The following is a 17,983-nucleotide window of genomic DNA, read 5'->3' as shown; positions in this document are numbered from 1 at the left end:
CCCGCGGGTATTAAAGGGCAACCGGGAACAGCCAGCCCAGAATCATCGCGCCGAGGATAGCGCCACCGGTAATCGGCTTCTGCCAGATGTAGAACAGCAGCGCACCCACCAGCGAGCCGACGCCGATTGGAATGGAGGCGGTCATGGCGCTGAGGATGATCAACGGCCCGAGGAAGCGGCCGGAGGCGTTGCCCGCGCCCATCATCACGTCTGCGCCGTAGGTGGAGTTGCTCTGGTTGATGGTGAACTTACGCGCCAGGATGATGACGTAGCCAATCGCCAGACCAATCACCAGGCCGGTGATCAGCGAAGCAATGAAGTTGGTCACCGGGAACATGATCCCCGCGCCCAGCAGCAGCGCCGGTACGCCGAGGCCTACGCCGGTCTGGATCGCCCCGCCAATGTCGAGAATACCGACCAGCGACCCTTCGATAATACGGGCGAACAGGAAGCTCGCGCCAAACGCTGCCACCGCGCCGTAAACGCCGGTATCAATACCCGCTTTCAGCATCGCCACGAAGGCCACTTCGTTAAACGCGCCGATGCCGTAGAGGTAGTACATGTGCGTCCCGGCAAACACGCCGGAGGAGAGCAGGCCAACGAAGATCGGGAACGACCAGTCGGCATACCAAAAACCTTTATTCTGTTCCATTTAGAGGCTCCTGTTATTTACCGCTGAGCGAGTTGTGGATCATGTCGAGCCAGTTCGGCACGGTCAGATGGAAGGATTCGATCATCTTCATGTCGAAGCCGCGGAAGAAGCCGCTCAGCACGAAGAGCAGCACGATAGCCGCCATCATCACTTTGGTGACGTGGTTCCAGCCGCTCTCTTCCACGCCTTTCCCGATCAGGATCCCCAGCACCAGGCCCGGTACGGCGTTGCCCATAATCAGCTGCGCCGCGCCGCCGAAGATGGTGGCCCAGAAGCCCGATTTTTTACCCGCATCGATGGCTGCCAGCCAGAAGATCACCGGCATGACGGTGTTCACCAGCAGGTTTGCCGCCGGCACCAGCACCTTCACGGCGGTGACCTGAAGCGCAGCGGGAACGGAGGAGGCGGTCAGGTTAAGGAAGGTCACGACGATCATGCCGATCACGCCGCAGGCAATCGCCATTTTGCGGGGATCGTGCAGCGTTTCGCCGACGTTACGGTTTTTGATCATCAGTGCAGCCGCACCCCAGTTCGGGATGATGCGGTGGTCAACGTCCTGTGTGAAAGCCCCTGCGGCCACGGAAGAGGCCCAGGCGTTAAAGAAGAAACCTAACCCAAAGGAGAAGTGGGACGCCGGATCCCCTTCACAGGAGTTCAGTTCCCCCAACGTACGAAACGCGCCCATACCCTGAGTGGTAGGCGCATGAAACATGCGTGCAGCCCCGGCGCCCACACCGACGCCAACCAGGCCGCCAATGATGAGCGATTTTATTAATATAATTAAGAACATCAGTCTGCCCTTTTATGAATAATCAGCGTTGCGTGACGAAATCCACCTGGTCGAGATTGATGGCTGTCACGTTGACGGTCACATCCAGCTCCACGCTGTAGGTGCGTCTTTCCCGGCGCAGAAAGAAGAACAGAAACGCTTCTTTACGCACCGCTTCTTGCGCCTGAACGACCTGCACATCCTGTGGCTCAATACGCAGTAAGATATGCGGTGAGGCTTTCATCACCGCGGCCTGAACGTGGTTGAGCGCGTCGGCAAAGGCGCGCGCTTTGGCGTCGCCCTTCCCCTTCACTCTCACCGTGGTTGTGAACTGTTCTTTCATGCTTATGCGCCGTATTTCTTCTGCCACGCCTGTACCAGACGCTCGCCAAGCTCTTCTTTATCCATAAAGCCAAAGCCCAGCACGTTGCAGCCTTCGTTGATGGCGGTCACGCCCTCTTCCACGGAACGCATGCCGTATTTGGCTTTGTAGCCATACTTGGTCTGGGCGGTGATGGCACCCGCGCCGCCGCTGCCGCAGAAAGAGATGCCGAAAGTGGCGTTTTCCGCTTTCATTACGTCGCCCAGCTTCATGTCTGCCGCCATGCCCGGCACAACCACCGCGCGTCCACCTGCTTTTTCCACACCGGCAGCCACTTTCTGACCTTTACCCAGGCGATCGCCAATCACGACTGTAATCTGTTCCATGTGTTGCTCCTTAAAGGTTGTCTTTTGCGACTTCAAAGTGAACGGAGAGCAGCCAGGCTTCTTCATCAGGAAGGTTGCCAAACTGCGCGACCACTTCACGGGCAAGCCGCATTGAATCCGGTGAAATTTCGTCAAACAGCTCTGCTTCAACCTCCGGCAGCGGCTCGCCGGTCACGGACCGGTGCGCCATGGCACGCACGTGGGAGGTGAGCATCTGCTCCTGTACTGCATTGGGGATGATGTTGTTCCGGGCCAGCAGGGCATAGACCTGCTGCAGCATGGTGTTTGCGAGTTGATCTGTTTGCACCGCCTGTTCCCCAACGTCGTTCATTACCGCTCCGTTAATCACTGGTCTTACCCCGTTAATGGCTCTGGATTAAAACTAACGGTGGGAGGGACGGGTTTGTAGCGAGTTGTTTTCCACTTCGAAGTGGAAAGGCGAGCCGCAGCAGTGATCTGTGCCACATAAATGCGCCGAATCTGGATAAATCGATGTATTCACGTGATGAATATCACGCTATTACGCGGGAACGAACGGGTAAGCAGAGTGGAAAAGATTCCGAGCAGGCTCGTAGAAATGTGACGTGGATAAGGTTTTCTTATGGGGATTGGGTAGAGTGGCGGCGGGTGCTTGAGACTGACCGTCTCAGGCATGGGACGGAAAGTGGAAAGCCCCTACCTGAATTTAAATCAGGGCGGGGCTGTAAACGACACGTCTAGCCACGTGATGTTTGCTACCTCGCCCGCTTTACAGCAAGGAGGCATCCATGAAACGCCAATCCCCAATTATCCGGGTTTTGATGATTGTTGCTTTGACAATAATCATCTTAACGCTGGTGACGAGGAAAACACTGTGCGAAATCCGTTTTCGAAACGGCTCGCTTGAAGTGACCGCGCGGATGGATTGTCGCTCCGGCCAGTAGGGAGCAAGGATGCGGAGGCGCGTCATGCGCCTCCGCATACGGGGAAGGACGTACAGCTCAGGCACCCAATTAACGATACTTTTTGTGGTACGTATTGCGCGTGGTCACAAACTGCTCGGCCGCCGCCTGGGCTTCTTTCACTTTGCCTTCGTTAGCGAGCTTCAGCGCGCCGTCGATCTGGCCGACCAGCACGTCAAAACCGTGGCGGTAGTCTTTCATCTCTGCACTGTCTGCCGCTTTGCTTTCCAGCTTCGGCGGCGTCGCTTTTTGGGCGTCCAGCGCCGCTTCACGCATTTTGGTCAGCGCGTCTTTCATTTCCGTCGCATTGTCGGTTTTCTGCACCACCTTCAGGTTTTGACCGAGGATGCCCATGTCGTCTTCAAGATCGGCAGCAAACGCAGAAGAGCCAAGAACCAGCGTTGAAGCTGCGACGATCGCTAACAGATGTTTACGCATTGCTCACTTCCTTTTTTATTATTAACAAAACGCTATCTCTATTGTCCGGCGATTTTCATTTCCGGAAGTAATACAGAACCACACTGTATATTGCTGCGTGTTTCAATATCGTTACCGACCGTAACGATATTGCGCCACATATCCTTCAGATTGCCAGCGATGGTAATTTCGCTCACCGGATACTGGATTTCACCGTTTTCCACCCAGAAGCCCGCCGCACCGCGAGAGTAGTCTCCGGTGATGCCGCTGACGCCCTGCCCCATCAGCTCGGTCACCACCAGACCGGTGCCCATCTCCTTCAGCATCTGCTCAAAGTTGAGGCCCTGCCCGGCAATGCGCCAGTTGTGAATGCCGCCCGCGTGCCCGGTGCTTTTCAGCCCCAGCTTGCGCGCAGAGTAGTTGGTCAGCAGCCACTGGGTCAGCACGCCGTCTTTGACAATGTCACGACGCTCGGTGCGCACACCTTCGCTGTCGAACGGCGTGGAGGCCAGCCCTTTCAGCAGGTGCGGATGTTCTTCGATGGTCAGCCATTCCGGCAGGATCTGCTTGCCCAGCGAGTCGAGCAGGAAGGTTGATTTACGGTAAACGGAGCCGCCCGCAATCGCGCCCACCAGATGGCCAAACAGACCGGTCGCCACTTCATTGGCAAAAATCACCGGCGCTTTCATGGTGGAGAGTTTACGCGGCGACAGGCGAGACAGCGTGCGTTCAGCGCATTCTTTGCCTACCCACTCCGGAGACTGCAAATCCCCCAGCGCGCGGCCAATGGTGTAGGCGTAGTCACGCTCCATGTCACCGTTCTCTTCGGCGATGACGCAGCTGGAGAGCGAGTGGCGGGTAGAACAGTAGCCCTGCAGCATGCCGTGGCTGTTGCCAAAGACTTTGATGCCGTAGTGGCTGTTAAAGCTGCCGCCTTCGGTATTGGTGATGCGCTTGTCGGCCTGCAGGGACGCCTGCTCGGCGCGCGCGGCCAGTTCAATGGCTTCGTCCGGGGTCACTTCCGCCGGGTGGAAAAGATCGAGATCCGGCGCGTCAAACGCCAGCAGGTCTTTATCTGCGACGCCGGCGTAAGGATCCGGCGAGGTGTAGCGGGCGATATCCAGCGCGGCCTGCACCGTACGGGCGATGGCATCCGGACTGAGATCGGTGGATGACGCACTGCCTTTGCGATTCTGGTGGTATACCGTGATACCCAGCGCGCCGTCGCTGTTGAATTCAACATTCTCCACTTCGCCATAGCGGGTGCTCACGCTAATGCCGGTGGTTTTGCTGACCGCCACTTCGGCGCCATCTGATTTTTCTGAAGCAAGCATCAGCGCGGTGGAGACGGCTTCTTCCAGAATCTTACGCTGCGCTTCAACTTGTGAGGTTACTTTCATCGCAAATGCCATACTGTAAGAGAGAGTTAACTGAAGTCTAACAGAGAACCGTTTTTCAGTGCGCGTCTTAACTGGTAACATTAGCCTCTTTTTTTAAGGAGCCTGACATGACTAAGCAGCCCGAAGACTGGCTCGACGACGTTCCCGGTGATGACATCGAAGACGAAGATGATGAGATCATCTGGGTCAGTAAAAGTGAAATTAAACGTGACGCCGAAGAGTTAAAACAGCTTGGCGCGGAAATGGTAGAACTGGGTAAAAACGCGCTGGATAAGATCCCGCTCGACCAGGATCTGCGAGATGCCATTGAACTGGCACAGAAAATCAAAAAAGAAGGCCGTCGTCGCCAGCTTCAGCTTATCGGGAAAATGCTGCGTCAGCGCGATGTTGATCCGATCCGCCAGGCGCTGGACAAGCTGAAAAACCGCCACAACCAGCAGGTTGCGCTGTTCCACAAGCTGGAGCAGATCCGCGATCGTCTGATTGAACAGGGTGATGACGCCGTACCGGAAGTGCTGAACCTGTGGCCGGATGCCGACCGCCAGCAGCTGCGTTCCTTGATCCGCAACGCGAAGAAAGAGAAAGAAGGGAATAAGCCGCCGAAGTCTGCGCGCCTGATTTTCCAGTATCTGCGCGAGCTGTCTGAGAACGAAGAGTAATCCGTTCCCCTCACCCCGGAGGGGCGAGGGGGAAAAGAACGTAGGCCCGGTAAGCGTGAGCGCCACCGGGCTTTTTTTTACGCGTCGGCGGCCGCTTCCGCTTTCTTCGCCAGCCCGTCCAGCAGCTTCTGATGGATCCCACCAAAACCGCCGTTGCTCATCACCAGAATATGGTCGCCAGGCTGAGCGGCTTTCACCACCATATCCGCGAGCGCATCCACATCTGCGCTCCAGTGTGCCGGCTGAATGCAGGCATCGGCCACTTCCGCGACCTGCCACGGAATATGCTGCGGCTGCAGCAGGAAGACTTCATCGGCACGTCCTAACGACGGCGCGAGATCGTCTTTGCAGATGCCCATCTTCATGGTGTTCGAGCGTGGTTCCAGCACCGCCAGAATGCGCGCGGTACCGCCAACTTTGCCACGCAGGGCGGCAAGCGTGGCCAGAATGGCCGTTGGGTGGTGCGCGAAATCGTCATACACGGTGACGCCGTGGGCTTCACCGCGCAGTTCCAGACGGCGGCGGGCATTGATAAACGAGCCCAGCGCATTCGCCGAATCCGCAGGCTGAACGCCCACGTGACGCGCTGCGGCAATCGCCATCAGGCCGTTGTGCATATTGTGTTCGCCCACCAGGCCCCACTTCACCTCACCCACTTTTTCACCGTCGAGCAGCACTTCCCACTCGGAGGCATCGGCATTGAGTTTCTTCGCCTGCCAGTGGCCCTGCTCGCCCACCAGCTCCTGCTCGCTCCAGCAGCCCATTGCCAGGGTCTGCTTCAGGTTAATGTCGTTTTCCGGCAGGATGATGCGGCCCTGGCCTGGAACAATGCGCACCAGGTGGTGGAACTGTTTCTGAATGGCCTTCAGGTCGTCAAAAATATCCGCGTGGTCAAACTCAAGATTATTGAGGATCAGCGTGCGCGGGCAGTAATGCACGAACTTAGAGCGCTTGTCGAAGAACGCGCAGTCATACTCGTCGGCTTCGATCACAAAGAACGGGCTGTCCCCCAGGCGCGCAGAAACGTCAAAGTTGCCCGGTACGCCGCCGATGACGAAGCCCGGCTTATAGCCGCAGGCTTCGAGGATCCAGGTCGCCATGCCCGCGGTGGTCGTTTTGCCGTGGGTACCGGCAACGGCAACCACCCAGCGGTCACGCAGGACGAAGTCATGCAGCCACTGCGGGCCGGACATGAACGGAATATTGCGTTCCAGTACCGCCTCAACGCACGGGTTGCCGCGGGTCATGGCGTTGCCAATGATCACCAGATCCGGCTCAGGATCCAGCTGGCTGGCATCGTAGCCCTGAATTAAAGCGATGCCCTGTTTCTCCAGAAGTGTGCTCATTGGCGGATACACATTGGCGTCCGAACCTGTCACCTCATGGCCCAGCGAGCGCGCCAGCATTGCCAGTCCGCCCATGAAAGTGCCACAAATCCCCAATATATGAATGCGCATACGTCACTATCCTTCTTCAATGTGGCGCACATTTTACTCACATGTCAGCGGGTGTGAAACGCATTTCAGGAAAATCCGTATCCTGCTGGCGCGATTCACCTCTGCGCTACTATTTGAATATTTGTTAAGATTGTTGGGCTTTAGTCGTTTTAGTGAACATACAATCGCTCTACTCACAAAGATGCAGGGAAAGTGTTATGAAAACGTTAGGTGAATTTATTGTCGAAAAGCAGCACGAGTTCTCTCATGCTACCGGTGAACTCACTGCTTTGCTGTCGGCAATAAAGCTGGGCGCTAAGATCATCCACCGTGATATCAACAAGGCCGGTCTGGTCGATATCCTGGGTGCCAGCGGTGCCGAGAACGTTCAGGGCGAGGTTCAACAGAAACTCGATCTGTTCGCAAATGAAAAACTGAAAGCTGCACTGCGCGCGCGCGACATCGTTGCGGGTATCGCCTCCGAAGAAGAAGATGAAATTGTTGTTTTCGAAGGGTGTGAACACGCGAAATACGTTGTTCTGATGGATCCGCTCGACGGCTCCTCCAACATCGACGTTAACGTTTCTGTCGGTACCATTTTCTCCATCTACCGCCGCGTCACGCCTGTTGGCACGCCGGTGACCGAAGAAGATTTCCTGCAGCCGGGCATTAATCAGGTTGCTGCCGGTTACGTGGTTTATGGCTCCTCCACCATGCTGGTGTACACCACCGGGTGCGGAGTGCACGCCTTTACGTACGATCCTTCCCTGGGCGTTTTCTGTCTGAGCCAGGAACGCATGCGCTTCCCGGAGAAGGGTAACACCTACTCCATCAACGAAGGCAACTACATCCGCTTCCCGAACGGCGTGAAGAAGTACATCAAATTCTGCCAGGAAGAAGATAAAGCGACGCAGCGCCCTTACACGTCCCGCTATATTGGCTCCCTGGTCGCGGATTTCCACCGTAACCTGCTGAAAGGCGGCATCTACCTCTACCCAAGCACCGCCAGCCACCCGGACGGGAAACTGCGTCTGCTGTACGAATGCAACCCGATGGCGTTCCTGGCCGAACAGGCGGGCGGCAAGGCGAGCGACGGTAAAGAGCGTATTCTGGAGATCGTGCCGGAAAGCCTTCACCAGCGCCGTTCATTCTTCGTCGGCAACAACCACATGGTTGAAGATGTCGAACGTTTCATCCGTGAGTACCCGGACGCATAATCCCTCTCTTCAGGGGAGCCGATCCGGCTCCCCTGGTCATTTATATATTTTACCGTATAAGTGTTTATAAAAAACATGCTTTAATCTTCGCCACTGCTCCTGCATTATTTCCATAACAGTTTGACAGATATTTCGTGGAGCAGAATCGCAATGAAAAATTATTCCCGTGCTAATACCGGTATTGATTTAAATCTTATCCCTGTATTTATTGAAATCGTCCGTTGCGGCAGCATGGCAAAGGCCTCTTTGCGTCTGGAGATGTCCCGTCCTGCGGTGAGTCTGGCATTAAAGCGTTTTAATCAACTCTTTGATGAGCCGTTATTTTTCCGTAAAGGTTTATATCTTGAACCGACTGAAAAAGCGTTAGCCTTAACCAGCTCGCTGGAAATATTAATGGGTGAAATTCACGATAATATCGGGGCGCTTAATTCCGGAAGGAATAAAACCCCGGCACAGAACGTACCGGGGCTGGGTAATATTATGCCGCGTTCTGAGTCGTCACTTTGAATGATGACATGGCTTCCATCAGCTGACGCGACTGCTCCTCAAGGGAGCGGGTCGCGGCGGATGATTGCTGCACCAGCGCCGCATTCTGCTGCGCGGTTTCGTCCATCTGGTTCACCGCAATATTCACCTGCTCAATGCCGCGGCTCTGCTCATGAGACGCGGTCGCAATCTCACGCATCAGTTTGGTCATACGCAGCACTTCGGTTGCAATCTCGTCCATCGTTTCGCCAGCCTGCTGGGCCAGCTCGCTGCCCTCGTTAACGTGGGTCTGCGAGTCGCCGATAAGCGTTCGAATCTCTTTCGCCGCGTCGGCGCTGCGGCTGGCAAGGTTGCGCACCTCGCCCGCGACGACGGCAAAACCGCGCCCCTGCTCGCCCGCACGCGCCGCTTCCACGGAGGCGTTAAGCGCCAGAATATTGGTCTGGAAGGCAATGCCGTCGATGACGCTCAGGATGTCAGCGATACGCGCCGAACTGCCGGAGATATCGCGCATTTTTTCAATCACGTAGCAGACCATTTCACTGCCGTGATCGGCCGTGTCGGACACCGATTTCGCCAGCTGGTGCGCCTGCTCGGCGTTATCGGCGTTGAGCTTCACCGTGGCGGTGATCTGTTCCATGCTGGCCGCGGTCTGCTCCAGCGAGGTGGCGGTGGATTCCGTACGCTCGGCGAGATCGCGGTTTCCCAGCGTCAGCTCGCGGCTGCCGGTGTCAATCTGCGCGCTGGCATCGCGTACCCGCAGAACCGAGTTCATCAGCGACTGACGCATCTCCTCTATCACCGCGTTAAGGCGGTTAAACTCCTGGCTCGCGGGTGCAGCCAGCGTATGGGTTAAATCGCCCGCTGCCACATTCTCCAGTTGAGCAATCGACGCCGAGAGCGGCTTGAGCAGCATATGGCGCAGCGCCAGCCAGGCCAGCACAATAATGCCCGCCGTCAGCAGCGCTGCGACGATAATCAGGATCAGGACGCGGGTTTTGCTCGCCTGCACGGCACTCACTTCCGCCAGACCTCGCGCTTCGCTCCATTTCTGAAACGCCTGCATGTCATTATCGAACGTTGACGCCAGCGGGATCAGCGTCTTCTCCAGCAGATCGTAATACCCGTCCGCGCTCTGGTCATTGAGGGTTTTCAGCATCGGGTTGATCCCCTGTTGGGTATACGTCCCCAGGCTGGCCGCCACCTTATTGAGCAGCTGTTGCCCCTGCTCGTCAGCCACGCCGCCGTCGATCACGCCCTTCAGCGTTTTCTGGGCCAGGGCGACTTCCTGGTTGATGTTTTTTACCGCGCTGGCCGCATCGTCCAGCATGCCGATTTCCATCATGCGGACGGCCTGCCCCGCTTCATTGCGCGCGCGCAGGATCAGCGTATAGCCTGAATTAAGCTGCACCATTTGCTCACCCTGAAGGTGATTAATACGCTGCAGCGAAGAAGAACTCTGTGTGAGGGCATAAATGCCAATGCCGCTGACAATCAGCAGCAGAAGGGTCATAACGGCCAGTAAAGAGAGCAAGCCGGTACGAATCGATAGCGTTTTCAGCATGATATTATTTCCGGTAGCGAGATATTTCTGGGCATAAAAAAAGAGTATCGGCCGCTACCGGAAAATGTTTAGACTTTAAGCAAATTCAGGGTGTTATCGCTCTGTTACCGATGTGTTTACGCGGGTAACAGGCGAGCTTTGACGGTTCTCCCAGAGCACCGTCAGACCACGCTGCAGGGCAATAAAAATAAACAGCAGAATGCCGATGGCGATCTTTGTCCACCACGAGCTGAGCGTGCCGTCAAAGTTGATATAGGTTTGTATCAGCCCCTGAATCGCCACGCCGAACAGCGTTCCCAGCACCGTCCCCACGCCGCCGCTGAGCAGCGTGCCGCCGATGACCACAGAAGCAATCGCATCCAGCTCAACGCCCACGCCTGCGAGGGCATAGCCCGCCTGGGTGTATACCGAGAAGACGATACCCGCCAGCGTCGCCAGGCCGGTCGAGAGCATATAGATGCGGATGGTGGTGCTGCGGGTCGAGATCCCCATCAGGTTGGCCGACGTGGCGTTGCCGCCAATGGCGTAAACCTGATTGCCAAACCGGGTACGGTGAGCAAGGAAGATGCCAATGACGACCACGCCCAGCATCAGCAGCCCCATCGCGCTCAGGCGGCCGCCGCCGGGGATCTTCCACGCCAGGCTGGAGAGCATGTCGTACACCGGATGGTTAATCGGGATCGACTCTTCCGACACCAGGTAGCTCACCCCACGGAGGAAGAACATTCCCGCGAGGGTAATAATAAACGCCGGAATCTTTAACGCGTCGATCAGCAGCCCCATAAAGGCGCCAAACGCGCAGCCCATCACCAGCACCAGCGGAAACGCCACCAGCGGCGAGATGCCCCAGAAGCCGATCGCCTTTGCGAGGAATACGCCCGTAAACGCGATCACCGAGCCGACGGAGAGGTCGATCCCGCCGGAGAGGATCACAAAGGTCATGCCGACGGCGATAATGCCTAAAAAGGCGTTATCGGTCAGGATATTGCAGATCACGCGCGTCGAGGCAAAGCCGGGGAACTGCGTCAGACAGTAGAGGTAGCCCAGCACAAACACGCCCAGCGTGATCATTAGCGGTAAATTACGTTTTATCATGGCCACGGATCCCCTTAATGATGCTGACAAAGCGCGGCGACTGGACGATCAGCACGCAGAGCACGACCACCGCTTTCACCACCTGGTTGAGTTCCGGCTGGAAACCGGAGAGCAGGATCCCGGTGTTCATGCCCTGAATAATCAGCGCGCCGATCACCGAGAGCAGCAGGTTAAAGCGTCCGCCCATCAGCGACCCGCCGCCGATGACCACCGCCAGGATCGCATCCAGCTCCAGCCAGAGCCCGGCGTTGTTGGCATCGGCTCCGCGGATATCCGCCGCGACGATCACCCCGGCGATGGCGGCGCAGATGCCGCTCAGCACGTAGGTCAGCATCACCATCAGCCGCGTGTTGACCCCGGCGTTGCGCGCGGCGCGGATGTTGATCCCGACGGCCTCAATGAACATGCCCAATGCCGTTTTGCGGGTGAAAAGCCAGAACATCACTAACGTCACCAGGGCAATAATCACCGGCGTCGGGAAGAACAGAAGGTTGCCGCTGCCGAGCCACGCCAGGCTCGGTGAGTTGAAGGTAACAATCTGGCCGGAGGTAATCAGCTGCGCGACGCCGCGCCCGGCCACCATTAAAATCAGCGTGGCGACAAAGGGCTGGATTTTCAGGACCGCCACCAGAATGCCGTTCCATAACCCGGCCAGCACGCCGGTACCTAAGGCTGCCAGCAGGACCACCGGCAGGCTGTGCCCGGCCACGGTCATGGAGGCGGCCGTGGCCCCGGCGATAGCCATCACCGCGCCGACGGAGAGGTCAATCCCGCCGGTGGCAATCACCAGCGTCATCCCGATGGCCAGCAGCGCCACGGGCGCGGCACGGTTTAAAATGTCTATCGGGCTGCCAAACAGGCGGCCATCCTGCACGATGATCTGGAAGAAATGCGGGGCAACCAGGCTATCAACCAGCAGCACCACCAGCAGCGCCGCGATTTGCGGCGTGCCGGTCGGCCAGTTGAAGCGGCGCTTTGACTCACCGGTTTGCGAAAGCGAACGGGACATCACGATTCACTCCTTATGCCGCGATGGCATTCATGATCGCCGGAACGGACAGCTTATCCAGCGGGATCTCTGCCACCTGTTTACGATCGCGCATAATGATGACGCGATCGGCATAACCCACCAGCTCTTCCAGCTCGGACGAAATGACCAGCAGCGCCAGACCGTCAGCGCACAGGGTCTCGATAAGCCGGATAATTTCGGCGTGCGCCCCCACGTCAATACCGCGGGTCGGTTCGTCGAGGATCAGGAACTGGGGTTTGGTCAGCAGCCAGCGCGACAGCAGCACTTTCTGCTGGTTACCGCCGGAGAGAAATTCAATGGGCTGTTCCGCGCTCGGGGTGCGGATGCCGAGCTGGCGTATAAAGCGTTCGGCAATGGCGTTCTGCTCTTTGCGAGGGATCGGCCGCAGCCAGCCGCGCTGGGCCTGTAGCGCCAGAATGATATTTTCCCGCACCGAGGCCGCGGCAATAATGCCGTCCGTTTTCCGGTCCTCCGGGCAGAAGCCGACGCCGAGACAGGAGGCCTGATGCGGCGATCGCAGGGTTTGCGGTTTGCCCTTGATCAGCGCGCTGCCGCTGTCGGCCGGCTTGATCCCGAAGATCACCTCGGCGGTCTCGGTTCGACCCGAGCCTAACAGGCCCGCCAGCCCGACAATTTCGCCTGGCCGCACCTCAAGGTTAAACGGCGAGATGACCCCTTTTTTACCGTAATCGCTGAACGCGGCGACCGGCTTCTCGCTCAGCAACGTGCGGCCCGCGCGCTGAAGGGCGTTGGTCTCCAGCTCGCGGCCCAGCATCATTTTGACCAGCTCGATCTGCGGCAGCTCACGGGTTTCGCGGCAGCCGACAAAGCTGCCGTTGCGCAGCACCGTAATGCGATCGCTCACCTCATACACCTGATCGAGGAAATGGGTAACGAAGATCAGGCTGACGCCCTGATCGCGCAGCTGGCGCATCAGGGTAAAGAGCATCTCCACCTCCTGGGTATCGAGGCTGGCGGTGGGTTCGTCGAGGATCAGCACCTTTGCGGAGAGATCGATCGCGCGACAAATGGCGACGATCTGCTGCATCGCCACGGAAAAGCGGTTCAGCGGCTCGCGGACGTCGAGGGAGAAGCCGTAGGATTCCATCAGCTTTGTCGCCCGCGCCTCCATCTCTTTACGGCGCAGCAGGCCAAAGCGTCGTGGCTCTCGGCCAATAAACAGGTTATCCGCCACCGACATATTCGGCAGCAGGTTCACTTCCTGATAGACCGTCCCGATCCCCAGCTGCTGGGCATGGGCGGTGTTTTTGGGTGAAATGGCGTTGCCTTCCAGCCAGATGGTGCCGCGGTCAGCGTGATAAACACCGGTCAGGGATTTAATCAGCGTCGATTTTCCCGCGCCGTTCTCGCCCAGCAGCGCCATGATCTCCCCGCGCCGCAGGCTGAAATCAACGTTATCCAGCGCCTTTACGCCGGGAAAGAATTTACTCAAGCCCTCTGTGCGGAGGATTTCCTGGTGTTGTTCAGTGGTCATGGTTTCCCCCTCACCCTGACCCTCTCCCCTGAGGGGAGAGGGGATTGATCGTGCCAATTGTTAATATCCAGCTCCGCCCTGCCTTTCTCCCTCTCCCCTCCGGGGAGAGGGCTGGGGTGAGGGGCGCGGGTCTTAGTAGCCCATATTTTTCTTCTTCTCTAACTCTTCTTTCGCCGTATCAGGCAGGTAGAGCGTGGACTTGGTGACCGTCACTTTCTCCGGCATCGTGCCGTCTTTCTTGAATTTCTCCAGCGCGTCGAATGCCGGGCCCGCCATGTTTGGCGTCAGCTCCACGCTGGCGTTGGCTTCGCCGTCGATCATCGCTTTATAGATGTCCGGCACGCCGTCGATAGAGCCGGTGAGGATATCTTTGCCCGGCTTCAGGCCCGCTTCTTTAATGGCCTGAATCGCACCGATCACCATGTCATCGTTGTGGGCGTAAACCATGCAGATGTTCTTGCCGTTGTTTTCAGCCTTAATGAAGCTCTCCATGACCTCTTTACCTTTGCTGCGGGTAAAGTCGCCGGACTGAGAGCGGATAATCTTGATGTTTGGCGCTTTCGCGATGGCTTCAGCAAAGCCTTTTTTACGGTCGATGGCCACGCTCGCCCCGACGGTACCCTGCAGCTCAACGACGTTACACGGCTTGCCGTCGACCTGTTTTACCAGCCAGTCACCAATTAACTGCCCTTCCAGCACGTTATTGGCCGTCACGGTGGTCATATAGAGAGATTTGTCTTTGACGTCGATGGAACGATCGAGCAGGAAGACCGGGATCTCAGCGTCTTTCGCTTCCTTCAGGACGGGTTCCCAGCCGGTCGCCACGACGGGGGCAATAAAGATGGCATCCACGCCCTGGGCGATAAAGGAGCGCACGGCTTTGATCTGATTCTCTTGTTTTTGCTGACCATCGGCGATTTTCAGGGTAATACCGCGTTTCTGAGCTTCGCTTTTCGCCACGTTGGTTTCTGCCGCTCGCCAGCCAGATTCAGAGCCGACTTGCGAAAAACCTACGGTTAAGGGAGCGGCCATCGCCATAGACGACATGGCTGCCGAAACGGCTGTGACCAGGAGTAAGCGCTTCCACATATGAACGTCCTCGTAGGGTGAGTTATTGTTGGTTAAAAGATGTTCTGCGGAATGACTATAGCCCATGAAATATGTAACGAATTGCGTTACATCACACTTCAGAAAAGTGAATAAAACGTTAATCACAAGTTTGTAATCGCTTTCATTTCTCCATGAAAAATGCGGCTGAGTTTATGGATTTTTCTGTCATGGAATCGGTCTGAAAAGTGGGAATAACGTGGAGAGAAGGCGAAAACAGGCGGAGACATTCAGCGCGAGTTGGCTATAATACCTGCCACTTGTTTACCATCCATTTTAAAGGACACCGACATGAGCTTACTCAACGTCCCAGCGGGTAAAGAACTGCCAGAAGACATCTACGTAGTTATCGAAATCCCGGCTAACGCAGATCCGATCAAATACGAAGTGGACAAAGAGAGCGGCGCCCTGTTCGTAGACCGTTTCATGTCTACCGCGATGTTCTATCCGTGCAACTACGGTTACATCAACCACACCCTGTCTCTGGACGGTGACCCGGTTGACGTGCTGGTCCCAACGCCATACCCACTGCAGCCAGGCGCAGTGATTCGCTGCCGTCCCGTTGGCGTGCTGAAAATGACCGACGAATCCGGTGAAGATGCGAAGCTGGTTGCGGTACCGCACACCAAGCTGAGCAAAGAATACGATCACATCAAAGATGTGAACGACCTGCCAGAACTGCTGAAAGCGCAGATCACTCACTTCTTCGAGCACTACAAAGACCTCGAAAAAGGCAAGTGGGTTAAAGTTGACGGCTGGGACAACGCAGAAGCAGCGAAAGCGGAAATCATCGCCTCTTTCGAACGCGCTGCTAAGAAGTAATTCTTACTGTCGATTAAAAAAAGCCCCGCATGCCGGGGCTTTTTGTTGCCCTGAAACTGTCACAAAAACGTCATAAAGAGATTTTATCTCGCAATATTAATTAGATATCGCTTTTTACCTGCCCTATCCCCTCTTCCCCCTTTAAAGTCTGCCTGCCGCAGGTCGATACCTCCCGTGATATGAGCACAATCGCGTTTTCACATAACAGGAAATCATGAAACTCAACACACTCACCATTGGACAGCGACTTGGCATTCTGGCGTCGCTTCTGTTGCTTGCAACGCTTTTTATTGGCCTGCGTGGCCTGCTGATCAATAGCGACAGTCAGGCGCAGAACGAACAGATTATGGCCATGGAACAGACCATCACCAGCAGCATCGATACCGCCCGCAATGCTCAGGTACAATTCAAAATTCAGGTCCAGGAGTGGAAGAACACCCTGATTCGTGGTGCTCAGGGACAAGAAGCGTTCGATAAATACAAAAAGGCCTTTGTCGCAGAAAGTCAGAACACGCAGGCACTGCTGACCCGGCTAAGCGAGCTTCTGCCGAAAATTGGCATGGATAATCGACAAGTGCTGGCAACGCGCGACATCCACGCCGGGCTGGAACAGAAATACCTGGCGGCACTGGCTACCTACCAGGTGGGAGATCCCACCAGCGCCCAGCGAGTGGACAAACAGGTTACAGGGATTGACCGCGAGCCGACAAAGATGATCGACAACGTTGTGGCCCATACGCTGCAGCATGCCCAGGCTATTCATGAGCAGACCATCGCCATAAACGAGGCGCAGTACCAGAAAACGAAATGGATGCTGATACTGGCAATGGTTCTCACACTGGCCGCCGGGATGCTCATTACCTGGTGGCTGATTCGAAGCATTACTCTTCCGCTGGCACAAGCTGTCACCATAGCACGTACCGTTGCCGCCGGTGATTTGCAGTCACGCTTTACCGTGGCCGGTCGAGATGAAACGGCTGAGCTCATGCGCGCTCTGCAGGAGATGAATGACAACCTCACTCGCATTGTCTCTGGTGTACGAAAAGGAACCGAAACCATCGCCACCGCATCAGCGCAGATTGCCAGCGGTAGTCATGAGCTTTCCTCACGCAACGAAGCACAGGCCAGTGCCCTGGAACAAACCGCAGCATCCATGGAGGAGCTGACGTCAGTTGTAAAAAGCAATGCAGAACATTCACGCACAGCCAGCGATCTTGCCCGTAATGCCCGCCAGGTAGCCCGCCAGGGAGAAGAAGCCGTTGAACGTGCAATACACACCATGAGTGAAATTCATAATTTCTCCAGCGAGATCAACTCCATCATCAGCATGATCGACAGTATTGCCTTCCAGACCAATATCCTGGCGCTAAACGCTGCAGTTGAAGCGGCGCGTGCAGGTACTGAAGGCCGCGGTTTTGCCGTCGTTGCAGCAGAGGTGCGCGCCCTGGCGCAACGATCAGCTGCCGCCGCCAAAGATATCCGTATTCTGATCGACCGCTCTGTTAACCGAATTGATGAAGGGAACGGGCAGGTGCAGCAGGCCGGTGCAGCGATGGCCGATATTCTGCATAGCGTAAGTAAGGTGAGCGAACTGATTGAAGCGATCTCGCATGCCAGCCATGAACAAAGCACGGGTATCGATCAGGTCAATGTGGCCGTGACGCACATGGATACAGCCACGCAGCAAAACGCAACCTTGTCACAGGAATCTGCCGCCGCAGCGCAGGCTATGCATCGACAGGCAGAACAGCTTCTGGAATCGGTGCAGATATTCAAGCTGCGTCATGACGCCGTTTAGCCCATAAAAAAACAACGCCACCTCACGGTGGCGTTGTTTTTTTCAGTACTGGTCTCTGTCTAACCAGTTACCGCTTACAATCCGCGTTAACCCTTCGACCGGACGCTGGTAGACATACATCCACGCACTTCCGTACGGCGTCTGGATCAACTGGCGCGCGTATTCACCGCCCCTGGTGCGCAAGGCATCAAGTTCGGCAAGTGTCGCGTTATCAATACGATAAACTTCACCCTGTACTGTTCCTTCGCCGGGAACCGCGCCTGGATAGTGGCCCAGGCTGTACAACTGGTAGTTCTCGATATTGTAATTCCCCAGCAGCAGGGCATTGGTCATCCAGTGACTGTTGCCTTGCTTGGTTCGTAAACTGCCGTAGACAAATATTCGCAT

Annotated in this window: 20 protein-coding genes; 6 read left to right on the top strand and 14 right to left on the bottom strand. The window is 56.4% G+C overall.

Annotation, left to right across the window (positions count from 1 at the left end; translation table 11 throughout):
* Window positions 1–10: 10 nt before the first annotated feature.
* From BFG58_RS15565 to BFG58_RS15545, 5 genes are read right to left on the bottom strand one after another with little or no spacing between them, the layout of a single operon-like run.
* A complete protein-coding gene (locus tag BFG58_RS15565; RefSeq protein ID WP_003856081.1) occupies window positions 11–652 on the bottom strand; it encodes a DUF4310 family protein in 642 nt (213 codons plus the stop codon).
* A 13-nt stretch (window positions 653–665) separates the two neighbouring features.
* The gene (locus BFG58_RS15560; RefSeq protein ID WP_008501408.1) at window positions 666–1,442 is read right to left on the bottom strand and encodes a DUF4311 domain-containing protein; all 777 of its coding nucleotides are present in this window, start codon (window positions 1,440–1,442) and stop codon (window positions 666–668) included.
* A 22-nt stretch (window positions 1,443–1,464) separates the two neighbouring features.
* The gene (locus tag BFG58_RS15555; protein ID WP_006810338.1) at window positions 1,465–1,764 is read right to left on the bottom strand and encodes a DUF4312 family protein; all 300 of its coding nucleotides are present in this window, start codon (window positions 1,762–1,764) and stop codon (window positions 1,465–1,467) included.
* Between the two features lie 2 nt (window positions 1,765–1,766).
* On the bottom strand, window positions 1,767–2,129 hold the full coding sequence (locus BFG58_RS15550; RefSeq protein WP_023293430.1) for an SFCGS family glycine-rich protein: 363 nt from the start codon (window positions 2,127–2,129) through the stop codon (window positions 1,767–1,769).
* A gap of 10 nt (window positions 2,130–2,139) precedes the next feature.
* The gene (locus tag BFG58_RS15545) at window positions 2,140–2,478 is read right to left on the bottom strand and encodes a glycine dehydrogenase (RefSeq protein WP_086374949.1); all 339 of its coding nucleotides are present in this window, start codon (window positions 2,476–2,478) and stop codon (window positions 2,140–2,142) included.
* A 418-nt stretch (window positions 2,479–2,896) separates the two neighbouring features.
* Between BFG58_RS15545 and BFG58_RS23430 the strand changes: the two genes are divergently transcribed.
* Window positions 2,897–3,052, top strand: a complete 156-nt coding sequence (locus BFG58_RS23430) for a Hok/Gef family protein (RefSeq protein ID WP_045908049.1) — start codon at window positions 2,897–2,899, stop codon at window positions 3,050–3,052.
* A gap of 69 nt (window positions 3,053–3,121) precedes the next feature.
* Here the strand turns inward: BFG58_RS23430 and cybC are convergent, their stop codons facing one another.
* Both cybC and pmbA read right to left on the bottom strand, forming a co-directional pair.
* Window positions 3,122–3,508 carry a cytochrome b562 gene (gene cybC / locus BFG58_RS15535; RefSeq protein WP_069720076.1) on the bottom strand — a complete coding sequence of 129 codons (387 nt, stop codon included), beginning with the start codon at window positions 3,506–3,508 and terminating at the stop codon, window positions 3,122–3,124.
* A gap of 38 nt (window positions 3,509–3,546) precedes the next feature.
* Window positions 3,547–4,899 carry a metalloprotease PmbA gene (gene pmbA / locus BFG58_RS15530; RefSeq protein WP_032643854.1) on the bottom strand — a complete coding sequence of 451 codons (1,353 nt, stop codon included), beginning with the start codon at window positions 4,897–4,899 and terminating at the stop codon, window positions 3,547–3,549.
* A 95-nt stretch (window positions 4,900–4,994) separates the two neighbouring features.
* Between pmbA and yjgA the strand changes: the two genes are divergently transcribed.
* The gene (gene yjgA / locus BFG58_RS15525) at window positions 4,995–5,546 is read left to right on the top strand and encodes a ribosome biogenesis factor YjgA (RefSeq protein ID WP_008501414.1); all 552 of its coding nucleotides are present in this window, start codon (window positions 4,995–4,997) and stop codon (window positions 5,544–5,546) included.
* A gap of 77 nt (window positions 5,547–5,623) precedes the next feature.
* Here the strand turns inward: yjgA and mpl are convergent, their stop codons facing one another.
* Entirely contained in the window at window positions 5,624–7,003 is a 1,380-nt protein-coding gene (gene mpl / locus BFG58_RS15520) for a UDP-N-acetylmuramate:L-alanyl-gamma-D-glutamyl-meso-diaminopimelate ligase (RefSeq protein WP_069720075.1), read from the bottom strand.
* A gap of 197 nt (window positions 7,004–7,200) precedes the next feature.
* On the opposite strand from mpl, the gene fbp reads away from it, so the two are divergent.
* Together fbp and BFG58_RS15510 are read left to right on the top strand one after the other, a co-directional pair.
* Window positions 7,201–8,199 (top strand): class 1 fructose-bisphosphatase, encoded by a 999-nt coding sequence (gene fbp, locus BFG58_RS15515; RefSeq protein ID WP_008501416.1) that lies wholly within the window; start codon window positions 7,201–7,203, stop codon window positions 8,197–8,199.
* 150 nt (window positions 8,200–8,349) lie between these two features.
* Window positions 8,350–8,706 (top strand): LysR family transcriptional regulator, encoded by a 357-nt coding sequence (locus tag BFG58_RS15510; protein WP_024907284.1) that lies wholly within the window; start codon window positions 8,350–8,352, stop codon window positions 8,704–8,706.
* Here BFG58_RS15510 and BFG58_RS15505 read toward each other — a convergent pair.
* From BFG58_RS15505 to ytfQ, 5 genes are all read right to left on the bottom strand, one after another.
* Complete coding sequence (locus BFG58_RS15505) at window positions 8,678–10,249, bottom strand: methyl-accepting chemotaxis protein (protein WP_045908047.1); 1,572 nt, start codon at window positions 10,247–10,249, stop codon at window positions 8,678–8,680. The two genes, BFG58_RS15510 and BFG58_RS15505, sit on opposite strands and share 29 nt — an antisense overlap.
* Before the next feature lie 93 nt (window positions 10,250–10,342).
* Window positions 10,343–11,344: a galactofuranose ABC transporter, permease protein YjfF gene (yjfF, locus tag BFG58_RS15500; RefSeq protein ID WP_069720074.1), complete on the bottom strand. Its 1,002-nt coding sequence runs from the start codon at window positions 11,342–11,344 to the stop codon at window positions 10,343–10,345.
* Complete coding sequence (ytfT, locus tag BFG58_RS15495; RefSeq protein WP_175430176.1) at window positions 11,331–12,356, bottom strand: galactofuranose ABC transporter, ATP-binding protein YtfT; 1,026 nt, start codon at window positions 12,354–12,356, stop codon at window positions 11,331–11,333. Before ytfT ends, yjfF begins: the two co-directional genes overlap by 14 nt.
* A gap of 10 nt (window positions 12,357–12,366) precedes the next feature.
* The gene (gene ytfR / locus BFG58_RS15490) at window positions 12,367–13,869 is read right to left on the bottom strand and encodes a galactofuranose ABC transporter, ATP-binding protein YtfR (protein ID WP_008501421.1); all 1,503 of its coding nucleotides are present in this window, start codon (window positions 13,867–13,869) and stop codon (window positions 12,367–12,369) included.
* A 132-nt stretch (window positions 13,870–14,001) separates the two neighbouring features.
* The gene (gene ytfQ / locus BFG58_RS15485) at window positions 14,002–14,958 is read right to left on the bottom strand and encodes a galactofuranose ABC transporter substrate-binding protein YtfQ (protein WP_014882271.1); all 957 of its coding nucleotides are present in this window, start codon (window positions 14,956–14,958) and stop codon (window positions 14,002–14,004) included.
* Window positions 14,959–15,267: 309 nt separating this feature from the next.
* On the opposite strand from ytfQ, the gene ppa reads away from it, so the two are divergent.
* Complete coding sequence (ppa, locus tag BFG58_RS15480) at window positions 15,268–15,798, top strand: inorganic diphosphatase (RefSeq protein ID WP_008501423.1); 531 nt, start codon at window positions 15,268–15,270, stop codon at window positions 15,796–15,798.
* A gap of 214 nt (window positions 15,799–16,012) precedes the next feature.
* The gene (locus BFG58_RS15475; RefSeq protein ID WP_069720072.1) at window positions 16,013–17,596 is read left to right on the top strand and encodes a methyl-accepting chemotaxis protein; all 1,584 of its coding nucleotides are present in this window, start codon (window positions 16,013–16,015) and stop codon (window positions 17,594–17,596) included.
* Window positions 17,597–17,638: 42 nt separating this feature from the next.
* Here BFG58_RS15475 and BFG58_RS15470 read toward each other — a convergent pair whose 3' ends face one another.
* On the bottom strand, window positions 17,639–17,983 hold the full coding sequence (locus BFG58_RS15470; RefSeq protein WP_014830431.1) for a gamma-glutamylcyclotransferase: 345 nt from the start codon (window positions 17,981–17,983) through the stop codon (window positions 17,639–17,641).

Source organism: Enterobacter sp. ku-bf2 (assembly GCF_001742765.1).
Classification (GTDB): Bacteria; Pseudomonadota; Gammaproteobacteria; order Enterobacterales; family Enterobacteriaceae; genus Enterobacter; species Enterobacter quasiroggenkampii.
This window is presented reverse-complemented; position numbering and strand designations above follow the sequence as displayed.

Coding starts and splice junctions, on each gene's coding strand:
- BFG58_RS15555 (WP_006810338.1), bottom strand. CDS start 1,764: ATGAAAGAACAGTTCACAACCACGGTGAGAGTGAAGGGGAAGGGCGAC.
- BFG58_RS23430 (WP_045908049.1), top strand. CDS start 2,897: ATGAAACGCCAATCCCCAATTATCCGGGTTTTGATGATTGTTGCTTTG.
- cybC (WP_069720076.1), bottom strand. CDS start 3,508: ATGCGTAAACATCTGTTAGCGATCGTCGCAGCTTCAACGCTGGTTCTT.
- BFG58_RS15470 (WP_014830431.1), bottom strand. CDS start 17,983: ATGCGAATATTTGTCTACGGCAGTTTACGAACCAAGCAAGGCAACAGT.
- BFG58_RS15560 (WP_008501408.1), bottom strand. CDS start 1,442: ATGTTCTTAATTATATTAATAAAATCGCTCATCATTGGCGGCCTGGTT.
- BFG58_RS15475 (WP_069720072.1), top strand. CDS start 16,013: ATGAAACTCAACACACTCACCATTGGACAGCGACTTGGCATTCTGGCG.
- ppa (WP_008501423.1), top strand. CDS start 15,268: ATGAGCTTACTCAACGTCCCAGCGGGTAAAGAACTGCCAGAAGACATC.
- BFG58_RS15510 (WP_024907284.1), top strand. CDS start 8,350: ATGAAAAATTATTCCCGTGCTAATACCGGTATTGATTTAAATCTTATC.
- ytfR (WP_008501421.1), bottom strand. CDS start 13,869: ATGACCACTGAACAACACCAGGAAATCCTCCGCACAGAGGGCTTGAGT.
- BFG58_RS15550 (WP_023293430.1), bottom strand. CDS start 2,129: ATGGAACAGATTACAGTCGTGATTGGCGATCGCCTGGGTAAAGGTCAG.
- pmbA (WP_032643854.1), bottom strand. CDS start 4,899: ATGGCATTTGCGATGAAAGTAACCTCACAAGTTGAAGCGCAGCGTAAG.
- BFG58_RS15505 (WP_045908047.1), bottom strand. CDS start 10,249: ATGCTGAAAACGCTATCGATTCGTACCGGCTTGCTCTCTTTACTGGCC.
- BFG58_RS15565 (WP_003856081.1), bottom strand. CDS start 652: ATGGAACAGAATAAAGGTTTTTGGTATGCCGACTGGTCGTTCCCGATC.
- mpl (WP_069720075.1), bottom strand. CDS start 7,003: ATGCGCATTCATATATTGGGGATTTGTGGCACTTTCATGGGCGGACTG.
- fbp (WP_008501416.1), top strand. CDS start 7,201: ATGAAAACGTTAGGTGAATTTATTGTCGAAAAGCAGCACGAGTTCTCT.
- yjgA (WP_008501414.1), top strand. CDS start 4,995: ATGACTAAGCAGCCCGAAGACTGGCTCGACGACGTTCCCGGTGATGAC.
- ytfQ (WP_014882271.1), bottom strand. CDS start 14,958: ATGTGGAAGCGCTTACTCCTGGTCACAGCCGTTTCGGCAGCCATGTCG.
- yjfF (WP_069720074.1), bottom strand. CDS start 11,344: ATGATAAAACGTAATTTACCGCTAATGATCACGCTGGGCGTGTTTGTG.